This is a genomic window from Flavobacterium subsaxonicum WB 4.1-42 = DSM 21790 (assembly GCF_000422725.1).
GTDB classification, from domain to species: domain Bacteria; phylum Bacteroidota; class Bacteroidia; order Flavobacteriales; family Flavobacteriaceae; genus Flavobacterium; species Flavobacterium subsaxonicum.
Map to the genome: position 1 here is coordinate 279271 of NZ_KE383909.1, position 13802 is coordinate 293072.

The 13802-nt window shown below is 44.6% G+C and carries 12 protein-coding genes; 3 read left to right on the forward strand and 9 right to left on the reverse strand.

Going from position 1 to position 13802, the window contains the following annotated elements; all coding sequences use genetic code 11:
• Positions 1-220: 220 nt before the first annotated feature.
• The 4 genes from G509_RS0111705 to G509_RS0111720 all read right to left on the reverse strand — a co-directional run bounded on the left by G509_RS0111705 (position 221) and on the right by G509_RS0111720 (position 4003).
• Complete coding sequence (locus G509_RS0111705; protein ID WP_051200174.1) at positions 221-1564, reverse strand: Gfo/Idh/MocA family protein; 1344 nt, start codon at positions 1562-1564, stop codon at positions 221-223.
• Between the two features lie 188 nt (positions 1565-1752).
• Positions 1753-2616: a hypothetical protein gene (locus tag G509_RS0111710; protein WP_026991701.1), complete on the reverse strand. Its 864-nt coding sequence runs from the start codon at positions 2614-2616 to the stop codon at positions 1753-1755.
• A gap of 24 nt (positions 2617-2640) precedes the next feature.
• Positions 2641-3459, reverse strand: a complete 819-nt coding sequence (gene kdsA, locus G509_RS0111715) for a 3-deoxy-8-phosphooctulonate synthase (protein ID WP_026991702.1) — start codon at positions 3457-3459, stop codon at positions 2641-2643.
• Positions 3460-3547: 88 nt separating this feature from the next.
• Positions 3548-4003: a hypothetical protein gene (locus G509_RS0111720; RefSeq protein ID WP_026991703.1), complete on the reverse strand. Its 456-nt coding sequence runs from the start codon at positions 4001-4003 to the stop codon at positions 3548-3550.
• Positions 4004-4225: 222 nt separating this feature from the next.
• Here G509_RS0111720 and G509_RS0111725 point away from each other — a divergent pair, with 222 nt between their 5' ends.
• Genes G509_RS0111725 through G509_RS0111735 form a run of 3 tightly spaced genes read left to right on the forward strand, consistent with a single transcriptional unit; the run spans position 4226 to position 5506 of the window.
• A complete protein-coding gene (locus tag G509_RS0111725) occupies positions 4226-4792 on the forward strand; it encodes a YeeE/YedE family protein (protein ID WP_026991704.1) in 567 nt (188 codons plus the stop codon).
• Between the two features lie 13 nt (positions 4793-4805).
• Positions 4806-5219: a DUF6691 family protein gene (locus tag G509_RS0111730; protein ID WP_026991705.1), complete on the forward strand. Its 414-nt coding sequence runs from the start codon at positions 4806-4808 to the stop codon at positions 5217-5219.
• The gene (locus tag G509_RS0111735) at positions 5219-5506 is read left to right on the forward strand and encodes a hypothetical protein (RefSeq protein WP_026991706.1); all 288 of its coding nucleotides are present in this window, start codon (positions 5219-5221) and stop codon (positions 5504-5506) included. The genes G509_RS0111730 and G509_RS0111735 overlap by 1 nt, the downstream gene beginning before the upstream one ends.
• A 375-nt stretch (positions 5507-5881) precedes the next feature.
• Here the strand turns inward: G509_RS0111735 and G509_RS0111740 are convergent, their stop codons facing one another.
• The 5 genes from G509_RS0111740 to G509_RS0111760 all read right to left on the reverse strand — a co-directional run bounded on the left by G509_RS0111740 (position 5882) and on the right by G509_RS0111760 (position 13790).
• Complete coding sequence (locus G509_RS0111740; RefSeq protein WP_026991707.1) at positions 5882-6649, reverse strand: glycoside hydrolase family 16 protein; 768 nt, start codon at positions 6647-6649, stop codon at positions 5882-5884.
• A gap of 13 nt (positions 6650-6662) precedes the next feature.
• Positions 6663-8963, reverse strand: coding sequence for a beta-glucosidase BglX (bglX, locus tag G509_RS0111745; protein ID WP_026991708.1), 2301 nt, complete (start codon positions 8961-8963; stop codon positions 6663-6665).
• A 109-nt stretch (positions 8964-9072) separates the two neighbouring features.
• On the reverse strand, positions 9073-10713 hold the full coding sequence (locus tag G509_RS0111750) for a glycoside hydrolase family 16 protein (protein ID WP_026991709.1): 1641 nt from the start codon (positions 10711-10713) through the stop codon (positions 9073-9075).
• A gap of 4 nt (positions 10714-10717) precedes the next feature.
• Positions 10718-12274, reverse strand: a complete 1557-nt coding sequence (locus tag G509_RS22920) for a PKD domain-containing protein (protein ID WP_051200176.1) — start codon at positions 12272-12274, stop codon at positions 10718-10720.
• Positions 12275-12284: 10 nt separating this feature from the next.
• The gene (locus G509_RS0111760; RefSeq protein ID WP_035738904.1) at positions 12285-13790 is read right to left on the reverse strand and encodes a RagB/SusD family nutrient uptake outer membrane protein; all 1506 of its coding nucleotides are present in this window, start codon (positions 13788-13790) and stop codon (positions 12285-12287) included.
• Positions 13791-13802 lie beyond the last annotated feature (12 nt).

Sequence of the window (13802 nt, forward strand, 5' to 3'; positions counted from 1 at the left end):
GATTTAAAAGAATATGTGAACATCATAATTTTCACTCAAAAAAAATACCGATCGGTATATAATTAAAAAGCACTCAAATGGCTTTAAAAAATATACCGATCGGTATAGAAAGGGATGATTTTTATAAATTTGATATAGGGAGAATTGTCACATATGAGTGGAAACAGCCTCCTATTTATCTTCGATCTCAGAATCTAAAAGTGAAATATTAAGGCCTTTTTTAGCCAATTTCGGGTTCCGGGCCGCGTGAAAGGTTAACACCCGAATTGATCTTTACAGGCCTTCCGGTTTTAGCCGATTCGTAAATGGCTTCCATAATTATGTGGTCCTGGAGGCCATCTTCACCCGTAGAAAAGGGCTTTTTATTGTTGATAATACAGTCCGAAAAATGATCCATCTCTGCTGCAAACTGGTTATTTTCAGGTATTTGAAGGGTTTGCCTGTTGGTTATTTTGCCCTCGGCATAGCCCTTGCTCATTTGCTGGCCCTTATAAGCATAGGCATTTTCGATATGTACCCAGCCTTTTTCGCCCAAAACGCGGTAGTAACGGCTGTCGTGTGTATTGTAATGTGTTGAGCAGTTGGCAATTATGCCACCGTCAAACTTCATCTGCCAGCTCATAACCTCTTCAACCTCTGTAAATAGCGGGTTGCCGGGTGTACTGTATTGATAACCAAACACTTCTGTAGGCTCCATGCCCAGTACAAAGCGGGTGGTATTAAGGCAGTACAGGCCAATATCGGGCAGGGCGCCGCCGCCGGCAAGGGCTTTTTTATGCCTCCAATGGTCTGGGTTAGCGCTGCTTTGGCAGTTTGAGGCATCTATAAACTTGGTGTTACCCAGCTCTTTTTGCTGAATAATCTCCCGTAACTTGCGGTTATGAGGTTGGTAATGAATACGATAGGCCACCATGAGCTTAACGCCCGCGGTGTTGCAGGCCGCAATCATTTCGCGGCATTCGGCGGCGGTGTTGGCCATGGGCTTTTCGCATAAAATATGCTTGCCCGTTTTAGCCCCGCGCAGCACGTATTCTTTATGTAAACCGTTGGGTAACACTATGTAAATAACGTCGACTTCCGGGTTGTTCTTCAGGTCATCATATGTTTGGTAACTATAACAGCTACTGGGTTTTACGCCATATTGCAGTGCCACTTTTTTAAGCTTTTCGGGGCTGCCGCTAACAAGGGCTGCCAGTTTCGACTTTTTGCAGGTGGCCAGGGCAGGTATAATTTCTTCTAACGATAAGTGCCCTAAGCCAACCACTGCATAGCCAACTCGTTGATCCGGAGGCAGTGGCGTAGGCGTAGGGGCCGCTTTGGCATCGGCTTCGCCTTTCCATTCTTCCAAAATAATAGGCTCCATAGGTGCTGCCGGAACACGGGCCGGTGGCGATACTGCCTGTAGGTTATCTGCCTGTGATACAGGGCCTTTAGTGGCACATGCCGAAGCTACACTGGCTACTGCCGCTGCCGCAACCGACCTGCCTGTTAAACTTAAAAATTGCTTGCGAGACATGCCACCGGTTATTACGGTTGCCCTTATTTTGTTAGTAATTTCATTCATAATAGTATGATTATGTGTGCTGTTTCTGTTTGAAGCAACAATTTACAGCATATACAATTCAGTAAAAAACAAACTAAAGGGTTTAGGTTTTATTTAATATACTTTAAGAATTGATTAACAAGTGTTTACAACAAAAAAAACGCCCCTTAAAAAGGAGCGTTAGTAGTGTAAGTATGTAATAATGTTGACTATATCTTAAAGATACCGCCAAAGGTTATTATTCGTTGAAAAAACATAAAGTGCTGAGAGGCACGGCCGTTACCATCGTAAGTGGTTTGCACATCGGGCATGTTAATGTAACCGCCTTTTAGCTCGCCCTGTATAAAATAGTGCTTAAAAAAGGTAAGGTTAAGCCCTGCTTTTGCAGATACCCCGTAGCCCGAAACGTGGAACTCGTCGTGGCGTTTCATGCCCATAAGGGTGGTGTTGGTGCGGGGGTATAAGATACCGCCGCCAAGGCCCTCTGTAAGGTTAAGTTGAAAGATATCAGAGTTGTTAGCTACTTTTAGCAGCTTTAATAAATCGTCTACGCGGGCTATTTCCAGGTGAACGTAGTTAAGACCATCGGTATGCTCGTACTCTAAAAAATCGGGGCTAAGCTGCTTAGGCACATTATTATATATGCCGTTAAACACAGATCCGGCCTGGTCTTGCGGCAGCTGTATGTAACCATTCATGTTAACCACCTGATCAGTATTCATAACATATTTCATGTGGTCTACACCAATAGAAATATTGTAATGGTCTGATATAAAATACCCTACCTTAAAATTAGTCTGGGGTATTGTCATGCGGCTTGGGTTAACATAATCGATGTTCCAACCCTTTGGCTTATCGTGTGCTTTAACATCATACAGGGTAAAATTGTACCCGTTTCCGCTAAAGTTAATGTCAGATTTTGTGTACGAGTCGCGATTGCCACCCCAGTAAAAAAAGAATTTTCCTTTGTTGTGCGCTGTATATTTTTCAGGCTCTGTTACCGCATCTTGTGCGAAGGCGTACTGTGAAAAAATAATAAAAGATAGTAGAACCTTTGCTAAAGGCTTGATCATTAGGTTAATGTGGGGGGTATTATATTAAAATTGGTTTATGGTTTTTCTAATGGCAGTAAGTTTTTCCATGAGGCCTTCAAAGTAGTTAAGGTGCAGCATGTTAGCACCATCGCTTTTAGCATTAGCAGGGTCAAAATGGGTTTCGATAAAAATACCGTCGGCACCGGTAACAATACCTGCCTTGGCAATAGTCTCAATCATATCGGGCCTTCCGCCGGTAACACCTGCTACCTGGTTAGGCTGCTGTAACGAGTGGGTAACATCTAAAACCGTGGTAGCAAACTGCCTCATAGTAGGTATGCCCCTAAAATCAACAATCATGTCCTGGTAGCCAAACATAGTGCCCCTGTCGGTAACCATAACGTTCTCATTATTACTGTCCAACACCTTTTGTACGGCATGTTTCATACTCTCAGGACTCATAAACTGGCCTTTTTTAAGGTTAACTGTCCTGCCGGTTTGGGCAGCAGCCACAACCAGGTCGGTTTGCCTAACCAAAAACGCCGGAATCTGCAGGATATCAACGTACTGGGCAGCCATATCGGCATCTTCATTAGTGTGAATATCAGTAACAGTAGGCACGCCAAAAGTTTCCGATACTTTGCGAAGTATTTTAAGTGCTTTCTCATCGCCAATGCCGCTAAAGCTGTCAATACGAGAGCGGTTAGCTTTTTTAAACGACCCCTTAAATACGTACGGAATTTGTAGCCTGTCGGTTACCTTAACAATAGTTTCGGCAATACGCATGGCCATTTCTTCGCCTTCAATGGCACAAGGGCCTGCAAGAAGAAAAAAGTTGCCGCTATCGGTATTTTTTATCTGGGAGATATTTTGTAAGTTCATACTTATATTTTAAAATATGGTGCAAAGATAAAAAGAAAAAGCCTTCTATGTACAGAAGGCCATGGTATCATTTAGTATAGTAACGCAATTAAATCTTCCTGATGCCAAACCCCATTGGGGCAACAATTTGGCCTTTTTCGTAAAGATTAACATAAATACGCTTAGGTTCGGCAAGTCCTTCCCATTTTACTTCATAAATATCTAAAATTCCGGCACCCATATCATTTTTTTTGGAAGGGAAAGGGCAGCAGCTATCTACCTTATTATAAGTCAGTTTTTCGCCATTGGGGCCACTAAGCGCACCAAAATAACGTTTGACATTAATTTCGGCCGTCTGGTACGGCGTAAAGCCCAGGTTTACAGGGTAATCCTGGTCGTAACCATATTTTTTGTTAGTGCTAACCTCTGTAATAACAAACGTTTTTTCTTTAGATAATGCCGGCATAAGCACGGTATCGTCTATATTTTTAATGGTATTGCGCGTGCTGGTGCAGGCCGAACCCAAAACAAGCAGTAAACAAGAGAGTAGCAGGTATTTTTTCATAGTGGTGGTTAATTGTAAAACAAAGTTAATGATTTTTAGGGAACGCGAATAACGCAGATTTAACAGATTAACGAAGATCTAATTTCCTAAAGCTAAATAATACTCAATGTTATTGTGTAAGTATTTGATTGTAAGTGTCTATTTGTGTAAATCTGCGTTTGAGCAGCATCTGTGTTATCCGCGTTCCATTTATTTATATTTTTGTACCAAAATACATACACCATGTTTAACATTTATGGTACCTGGCCCTGGTACATATCGGGCTTTTTAATAGGCACGGTAATGCTTTTGCTTATATATTTTGGTAAAACTTTTGGTATGTCCAGCAACCTGCGCACCATGTGCAGCATGCTTGGCGCAGGTAAAACAGCCGACTTTTTTAAATTTGACTGGAAAGCCCAGCGCTGGAACCTTACCGTGGTGCTTGGCGCGATGATAGGCGGCTGGCTGGCGGTTACTTTTTTGACCGACCCCACCAAAGCTGATACCGTAGTGCTTAACCCACAGACTGTTATCGAGCTTCAGCAGCTACATATAGACGAACCTAATGGTAAACTGCTACCCGATGCTTTTACAAGTGCTGATGCTTTAAAGGACCCTAAAATACTGGCTATTTTATTGATTGGCGGCATTTTAGTAGGCTTTGGTACACGCTATGCCGGTGGGTGTACATCTGGCCATGCTATTAGTGGCTTGAGCAATTTGCAACTGCCATCGTTAATTGCGGTTATAGGCTTTTTTATTGGTGGACTGATTATGTCGTGGCTGTTGCTGCCGCTAATTTTTTAATTTTTAGACGAAGATGAAATTCATAAAATATTTACTGGTCGGAATCCTGTTCGGGGTGGTGCTTACAAAATCGGAGGCCGTATCGTGGTACCGCATTTACGAGATGTTCCACTTTCAGTCGTTCCACATGTTTGGGATAATAATGACTGCCGTTGTGGTAGGAACCATTGGTATACAGTTATTTAAGCGAGGTAATGTTAAAGACATTCACGGCGAACCGATTAAAATTGCTGATAAGGATAAAGGCTTTACCAACTACTTTGTGGGCGGACTGCTTTTTGGCCTTGGCTGGGGACTTATTGGTACCTGCCCGGGACCTATTTTTATACTAATTGGCGCCGGTTTTTGGGCTGTTGGCGTAATTTTACTGGGCTCGTTAGTAGGTACGTACCTTTACGGATTGCTTAGAAACAAGCTGCCTCATTAATGGAAAGCAAACCTAAATACTGGCTAAAACTGGCCTGTATAATTGTACTGGCAATTATACTTTTTGCAAGCCTTGCGCAGGCAGTATCATTACTCTTTGTTTTTAGCCTGTTACCTCAGGATAATGGCCTTTTTGGCATTGTACGCTCTATTTGCAGCGGCCTTTTAGGGGTAATGATGCTGTTGGCGCTGCTAAGCGCAATAGCTATATTGCTGAATCAAAAATCGTATTTTTATTACCTGTTTGCTGTAGCCGTTGTGTTAGGTGGATATGTTGCATTGGTGTAAATATGTATTAATTCCCTACGGGAAAAAAGCAGTTTATTACCTGTTATTTCTACCGAAATTAAATCGCTACGCGATAATCCTGATGTGTATAATTGGTTGATTATTAATAGCGGTTGTTCTCACTAAGTGAGCTCCGGAGGAGCGCTATGTCTATAGCTTTAATTATAGGTACATAACAGTTGAGCTCCGGAGGAGCGGCATATAAATTTATATACCGCTCCTCCGGAGCTCTGAAATATCTCATTTCCTAAATACTATAAATATGCCGCCCCGCCGGGGCTTTAGTCACTGTAAAATAATGGCTTTCAAATAAAAACAGGAGCCGCTTGTAAACGGCCCCTGCATAACTAACATATTGAAAACCATTTATAAAGACTAATTAGCAAAAACCTTTACATAATCTATTACGTACTGCTGCGGAAAGATGCCGTTATCTACCTCCATGCCGCCAAAGTAGCCGCCTACGGCACAGTTTAATATAAAGTAAAAGGGCTGGTTAAAAGGCCACACTTTTGGGTCGCTTTTATCCTGTGGCGCAAAGCTATGTACCTCTTTATCATCTACGTAAAATGTAATCTTATCCTTTGTCCAGTTTACGCCATACAAATGGAAACCCTCTTCTAAATTTTTGAATTCGGTTTTCTCACCGTTGGCATGTTCGCCGTGTGTTTCGGTAGTGTGCAGCGTTGCATAAGCCATATGCGGTTCGCGGCCCACGTATTCCATAATATCAATCTCTCCGGCTAACGGCCATCCTACCTGGTCTATATTGCCGCCTAACATCCAGAAAGCCGGCCATATACCTTTACCCACGGGCAGCTTAAGGCGCGCCTCCATATAACCGTATTTAAACTCTTTTTTACCCTCGGTAGTAATACGGGTGCTTGTGTAGCCATCGCCTTCTTTTTTGGTGGTAATGGTTAAAAAACCACCTTCAACCTTATGGTTGCTGTTGGTGTAGGTTTGTTTTTCGGCATTGCCAAAACCGCAGTTATTGGGGCAGCCGTTGCCCAGTTCAAAGTTCCATACCTTTTCGTTAAGTGCTTTGCCATCAAAGTTTTCTTCCCAGATAAGTTTGCCTTTTTTTACCTGCGCCGTGGCAACAAGGCCGGTTAAAAGTAGTAATACAGATAGATTTTTCATTGGTTTATTTGTGTTAATTGGTGTAACTGAAGGGCGCCTCTAACGATGTGGCCGAGCTGCCGCCCACCATAACTTTAAAGTCGCCCGCCTCAGCTTCCCATTTATTGTTGGCGGTATAAAATTCTATAGTTTTTTGGTTTATAGCAAAGGTAATGGTTTTGGTCTGGCCTGCTTTAATTTCGGTCAGTTCAAAGCCTTTAAGCTCTTTTACCGGGCGCGTTACCGATGCAAACAGATCGTGCAAATACAACTGAACCACCTCTTTACCATCAACTTTACTGCTATTTTTTACATCGACACTTACCGTAATTTTACCATCTTTGGCAAAGGTAGTATTGCTTAATTTAAGGTTGCTGTATTCGAATTTAGAATAGCTCAACCCATGACCGAAAGGGTAGAGGGGGCTACTCTCAACATCTATATAATGCGACCAGAAAACACTCTCGGTTGGCTGCCCGTTACCCGGCCTGCCGGTACTTTTGTGGTTGTAATACAGCGGTACCTGGCCCACGCTGCGCGGAAAGCTCATAGGCAGTTTGCCACTTGGGTTATAATCGCCATACAGCACCTGCGCAATGGCGTTGCCGCTTTGTGTGCCCAGCTGCCATGCCTCTACAATAGACGGAATGTTTTGCGCCGCCCACGGTATGGTTAGCGGCCTGCCGTTGTTGAGTACCAGCACTATATTAGGGTTAACTTTGTAAATAGTTTGCAGCAGCTCCTGTTGTACGCCGGGCAGGTTCAGGTCGCTACGGCTGCGGCCTTCGCCGGTTTGCAGGCCGTGTTCGCCCAATACCATAATAACCACATCGGCGCCTTTGGCAGCGTTAACCGCCTCGGCAAAACCGCTTTTATCGGTGGTGTTTATTTTTGTTTCAGAGCCAAAAGCTACGGTGCCCACAGCAACATCGGCACCCTTTGCATAGGTTATGGTATTGCCGCTATACTGCTTTAAACCCTCTAAAACCGATACCGCCGTACCATCATCAGCCGCTATGCGCCAACTGCCAAGCGGACTCGTTTTATCGTTTGCCAATGCGCCAATTACGGCTATTTTCTGGCCTGTTTTTTTTAGGGGAAGCAAATTCTTTTCGTTCTTTAATAATACGATAGATTTCTTAGCCACATCAAGCACGCCATCCTGAAATTCCTGTTTGCCAATGGTTTGCTGCTCGCGCACCTCATTACAATATTTGTACGGATCATCAAAAAGGCCCAGTATAAACTTAACGTGAAGGATGCGCCTAACGGCATCATCAATGTTATCCTGAGGTACTTTGCCTTCGCGCACCAGCGCTGCCAGATGCTCTATATAGCCATGCGATTCCATATCCATATCGCTGCCTGCGTTGGCAGCCTGCATGGCAGCTTCCTTAAGGTCTTTAGAGTAGCCGTGAGCTATCATTTCGCCGATGGAGCCCCAGTCTGACACTACAAAGCCTTTAAAGCCCCAGTCGCCTTTTAAAATCTGCCTTTGCAGATGGATATTTCCCGTTGCCGGGATACCATCCAGCTCGTTAAAGGAGTTCATAAATGTAAGCGCACCCGCATCGGCAGCAGCCTTAAACGGCGGTAAAATAATGTTGTGGAGTGTGTTATTGCTTACCTCTACGGTATTGTAGTCTTTACCGGCTTCGGCAAAAGAATAGCCTGCAAAGTGCTTTACGCATGCCGCAACGCTCAGTTCGCCCAAATCGCCCTGAAAGCCCTTTACCCGGGCCACTGCGATACGGCTGTTTAGGTAAGGGTCTTCGCCGGCGCCCTCCATAACGCGGCCCCAGCGGGCATCGCGGCTAACATCTACCATAGGGGCAAACGTCCAGTTAAGGCCACTCGCAGCAGCCTCTGCCGCAGCAATCTGCGCTGATTTTTCTATGGCCTCCAAATCCCAGCTTGCGGCTTCGGCAAGGGGTATGGGGCTGATTGTTTTATAGCCGTGTATAACATCAAAACCAAAAATTAAAGGTATGCCCAGTCGGGTTTCTTCCACAGCAATTTTTTGCAGGGCCTTTACATCTTTAACGCCTTTAACGTTAAGCATAGAGCCCACCCAACCTTTTTTTAAATGGTCGTATTTTAAGGCCGCCGCACCATTTTTGGGGACAGGGCCGGTAACATCCCAAAATCCGTTATACTGGTTCATCTGGCCCACTTTTTCTTCGAGGGTCATTAACGCAAGCACGCTGTCTACCTTGCGGTCTATGGGCAGCTGCAGGCTGTTTTTAGTGGCAATAGCATTGTGTTTTGTGCTGCTGCACCCCAGTGCTATGGCAAGGCATGCGGCCAGTATGTATTTTGGTAAAGTATATTTCATTCGTTATTTAATTGTAAAAACCAATTGGCAGGAAAGCCAGCGCTCGTGCCGGCCTCCCTGCTAATTGGGTAAAGTGGATATAATAGATGTTGTTTTGGAAAAGAACTGCTTATTGGTATAGCCTTACATACTCTACCTCCATAGTACTTTGGGTAAAGTTAGGGTCTATACTACCACCAAGGGTACCACCCATAGCTACGTTAAATATTAAAAAATAGTCCCATTTAAAAGGCTGGCCCGGGTTGGCTGCCGTTCTGTATGGTGTGCCGTCTATAAGCCATGTAATAGTTTCGGGGCTCCAGATAAGGGTGTAGATATGGAAAGCACTGGTAACATCGGTATAGGCATCTGTAGAGCCTGAGCTGGCATTACCGCCAGAGTTGCCCGGATAATGCAGCGTGCCCAATATATGGTTCTCTGTATCGCCGGCCACGTGCTCCATAATATCGATCTCGCCGCAGGCCGGCCACGGCATGCTCGCATAATTTGAGCCCAGCATCCACAACGCCGACCAACAGCCGTCGCCTCCGGGCAATTTGGCTTTGATCTCTACTTTACCATAAGTAAAATCTTTGTGGTTGTGCGTATTCATACGGGCAGAAGTGTACTGAAAACCGCCAAAGTTTTCTTTTTTAGCCGTAATTTTTAACGAACCGTTGCTAACAACAGCATTCTCGGCACGGTAATATTGTTTTTCCTGATTACCCCAACCGTTTTGTCCGTTACCAATTTCCATGTTCCAGTTGGCAGGGTTAGGTGCACCGTCTATATCAAACTCATCGGCCCATACAAGGTTGGTATAATCGGCTGCAGGAACACCATCCGGATCTATAGACGTAAAGGTGTGGTACCAGGCCAGTGCCGGGTTACCGCCCATTACTGCCCTTACTACCATGCGGGTAGAGGTAAGTTCCAGAATCTCGTAGGTGCTGGTGCCAATGTAGTAGCCCATAAAGCCATTGTTGGTAAACGTCATTTGGGTGCCGGTTGTAAATTCTTCCGGAACAAACGAGTTAGAAGGTTCTAACAATACTGTTTTCTGGCCCGTTGTATTGTACGGAAGGCAAAAATCTTCGTTTTTAGTCTCAACCAGGTAGGTAAAATCTTTATTAAAGAATGTGTTACCGCCGTTGTCAAGCTCGTATTTTATAAGTCCGTTGTCTGAAGTAAACTTTAGTTTGTTGCCATACAGGCAGCTGCTGGTTTCAGAGCCTGCTTTTTCGTTTGGTGCCGCACTGTAATATTCCGGCCAGTAGTTGTTGCCCGTTGGCGTGTTAGGACCCACACCAAGGTGGCCCTGTTCCATTTTTGCAAAGTACCAGGTTTTAGTGCTGTTGTTGGTAAGCAACTGGGTAGTTATAGGATCGTTAAATACACTCAGCAAGTCTTTAATTTCGATACTACCCGTGGTAGATACCCCACCTTTACCGGTTGCTATAACAGTTACAATATACGAATTGACACCATTGGTAGAAAAACGCTTGGCAATAAAGCCCTCATCGTTATAATCGCTGGTACCGTCAGGGTATACAAACTTGTAAGTCATAGCGCCATCGGCGTGTGCGGTAATGGTAGTTTGCCCGCTGCCGTCTCCGTTAGGGTTTTCGGTATCCTGGCCCACAATGGTGTAGCCAATCTCTAAGTTGGTAGGGGCATCAAGCGTGCCAAAGCTCTTATCATCGTCCTGGCAGCCGGTAACCAACACCAGCAGCAGCACAAATTTTGCTAAATTTTTTAAAGTCTCTTTCATAGTTTTAATTTGTAAGTTGGATATCATCAAAATAATATACATCGTCTGTGCCTAATACACCGGCATTAAAGAAAAGCGTTATCGTGTTGTAGTTGTTAGCGTTAACCACATCGCTAAAATCAAAAGTCAGTTCTTCCCACTGGTTGGCAACGGTTGTGTTAGCAGATTTTTCGATGTTATTAGCCGCCACACCATTTTCCAGCTTAAAGATTACCTGTTTACCTGCGGCAGGGCTGTAGACCTTCATTTTAAAGATGTGCTGCGATGAAAAATCAAACGGCGCGCTGAATATCTTGTAAGAACCCGCCCATTGCTGACCGCCCACTGGCTTAAACATTCTCATAATCTTGTTGCTGGTGTTGATTCCGCCCACGGCAGGGTTGTTTTCTACCGATGTTACCGCACCCTGAAAATCATTAAACGCATAGTCTATAGAAGCATTTTCGAATGTGATTGGGAATATTGAGTTGGGTGCGCCAGCATATTGCATGATGTCATCAAAATAGTAGGTTTCGCCACCACCCACAACACCAAAGTTGCAGAACATTATTACGTTAGAATACGATTGGGCCGCATTGGCTCCGCTAAAATCGTACGTTAGTTCTTCCCACTGGTTGGCTACAGTTGTAACGGCAGCAACCTCGTGGTTAATGGTAGCATCGGCAAGATTTTCTAACTTAAGAAGGAAGGTTACACCAGCCGCCGGAGACCATACTTTTACTTTGAACATGTGCATGCTGCCCAGGTTGGTAATAGGGGTATCTAACGTTAGTAACGACCCGGCCCAAACTTCTGCCCCAGGGTTTTTAACCTGCATGGCTACTTTAGAGCTGGTGTTTATACCATTAGTATCGGGGTTGTCTACCACGGTGCTTATAGCGTTGCCAAAGTTGCCAAAGCTGTAGTTTAAGCCTGCATCCTGAAAGGTAATTGGCAGGGCCAGTGGGTTAGATATTAAAACATCTTCGGTATATACGGTTGTTGCAGCACCACCGCTAAAAGCCGTTACCGTAACAGTATACGTGCCCGATGCCGTATAGGTATGCGACTGCGGTGTACCCTCGTTAAACTGCGCGGGAGCGGCACTTAAATCATCACCGTAGGTAATTTCGAAGTACGTTTCGTAATCTGCCTTGGCAGTAACGTTTATAAGGTAAGGGTTACCGGTAACGTAGGTAACATCTACATCAAGGTTTTCCGGCGCCCTGAACGTTACGGTTAGGGGCAGGGTAATTTCTGATGTTTTACCGTTAATACCAGTGGCGATGATCCTTACATCGTAGATTCCTTCCGGATAAATGTGCGTGGTATATTCGCCTATTGCTAACGATACAGGGTCGGCAGATTCGCCATGCCCATAAAACAGTTCGAAACTAATAACATTTTCGCCATTGGGCTTAAGGGTAACAAGGCCTGTATTATCCTGTGTGATGGTAAACAGTGCCGAAAGGTTTTGCGGTGCCGATGCGTCGTCCACAAAGGTTATATCGCCGTCTTCGTCCTGGCAGCCCGCCATTAAGGCAATAAACAGGATACCAATTATATAGTTAAGTTTTTTCATAGTTATAATTTTATTGATATAGCGGATTTTGCGACCAGTTACCGTTAGCAAACTGGATCTCTTCGTACGGTATCGGGAAAACTTCGTTCTTACCTGCGGTAAAACCTTCTATTACAGATGCGGCCCTTCCGGTTCTTACAAGGTCAAAAAAGCGGTGGCCTTCGCCCATAAGTTCCCTTCTTCTTTCCAGTTCTATAGCAGTGTATAATCCTGCGCCTGTTGCCGCAATGTTGTGGTTAGCATCGCCAAAAGCACGCTGCCTAACCATGTTTAGATACAATAGCGCATTAACATCATCGCCATTATGGGCGTAAGCCTCGGCAGCCATCAGCAGTACATCGGCATAGCGTATGGCCCTGTAGTTGTTAGGGTTGGTTAGCTTACTATCGCCCAGGTTAAGGTCGCCCTGCCTTGGTATGTATTTTTTATTAAAATATCCGGTATGCTCGTAACCTTCTCCAAAAAGTACACCGGGCGTATCGGTACCATTATCCCAGGTAGGGTTGGCATCGGCAAAAGCCTGAATGTTAAGTATGGCAACATCGCGTCGTAGGTCGCCTTCCTCAAAAGCCTCGTATGCCTCTTGTGTAGGGATATTAAAGCTATAACCCGAATCGAACAATGGGCCGTTAAAGTTTCTTGGCCCGTTAAAACCTACGGCTACGTTACCCTCGCTGCATTGCAGGCAGCCAAAACCGGCACCTTCCTGATCGGTATACTGGATCTCGAAAACCGACTCAGCGCCGTTCTCGCCATCATTTTCAAAAATGGTATTGTAATCGGTAACAAGACTGTATTTGTTAGATGATATTACCGTTTGCAACATAGCGGCAGCCTGGGCATATTTTTGCTGGTACAGGTAAGCTTTACCCAACAAAGCCTGTGCAGCCCCAACGGTTACCCTGCCTTTTTCCTGGTTTTTAACATCATCAAGATTTTCGATGGCATAAAGCAAATCGGCCTCTATGGTGGCATACACTTCCTGCGGTGCAGAACGCGGAATACTGGTTTCGTCTCCCAATGCAAAGCGAACATCGCCTTTTAAAGGCAGGGCACCAAACCATTTGACCAACTCAAAATGAAAGTACGCCCTTAAAAAACGGGTTTGTGCTATTATGTTGGTCTTGCCCTCAAAATCCATTTTATCCTGAAATTCTAAAATGTAATTGGCCCTGTTTACACCGCCAAACATCCAGTCCCAAACATTTTTGATGTTAGAGTTTACAGGTGTGTGAGACATATCGTCTACCTGTTGGAAACCCGGAACGTCGGTAGCGCTCTCGCCACCACTCAGGGTATTATCTGATGCTATTTCACCCAAAAGTACATTTACATAAGTGCTTTGCAGTACATCGTACACACCTATAAGGGCGTTTTCGTAATCCTGTGCCGAGTTAAAATAGTTCTCTCCGTCTATACTGTAGGGCTGCTCGCGATCTACAAAATCGTCTCCGCAGGACAGGTTAAGTGAAAGTATGCTGAAAGCCGCAATGGCTATTATTATCTTCTTTTTCATTGTATCCAAAAG

Bases quoted from the DNA above. Each gene is read 5' to 3' on its own strand.
- G509_RS0111705 (WP_051200174.1), bottom strand. From the start codon at position 1,564: ATGAATGAAATTACTAACAAAATAAGGGCAACCGTAATAACCGGTGGC.
- G509_RS0111710 (WP_026991701.1), bottom strand. From the start codon at position 2,616: ATGATCAAGCCTTTAGCAAAGGTTCTACTATCTTTTATTATTTTTTCA.
- kdsA (WP_026991702.1), bottom strand. From the start codon at position 3,459: ATGAACTTACAAAATATCTCCCAGATAAAAAATACCGATAGCGGCAAC.
- G509_RS0111720 (WP_026991703.1), bottom strand. From the start codon at position 4,003: ATGAAAAAATACCTGCTACTCTCTTGTTTACTGCTTGTTTTGGGTTCG.
- G509_RS0111725 (WP_026991704.1), top strand. From the start codon at position 4,226: ATGTTTAACATTTATGGTACCTGGCCCTGGTACATATCGGGCTTTTTA.
- G509_RS0111730 (WP_026991705.1), top strand. From the start codon at position 4,806: ATGAAATTCATAAAATATTTACTGGTCGGAATCCTGTTCGGGGTGGTG.
- G509_RS0111735 (WP_026991706.1), top strand. From the start codon at position 5,219: ATGGAAAGCAAACCTAAATACTGGCTAAAACTGGCCTGTATAATTGTA.
- G509_RS0111740 (WP_026991707.1), bottom strand. From the start codon at position 6,649: ATGAAAAATCTATCTGTATTACTACTTTTAACCGGCCTTGTTGCCACG.
- bglX (WP_026991708.1), bottom strand. From the start codon at position 8,963: ATGAAATATACTTTACCAAAATACATACTGGCCGCATGCCTTGCCATA.
- G509_RS0111750 (WP_026991709.1), bottom strand. From the start codon at position 10,713: ATGAAAGAGACTTTAAAAAATTTAGCAAAATTTGTGCTGCTGCTGGTG.
- G509_RS22920 (WP_051200176.1), bottom strand. From the start codon at position 12,274: ATGAAAAAACTTAACTATATAATTGGTATCCTGTTTATTGCCTTAATG.
- G509_RS0111760 (WP_035738904.1), bottom strand. From the start codon at position 13,790: ATGAAAAAGAAGATAATAATAGCCATTGCGGCTTTCAGCATACTTTCA.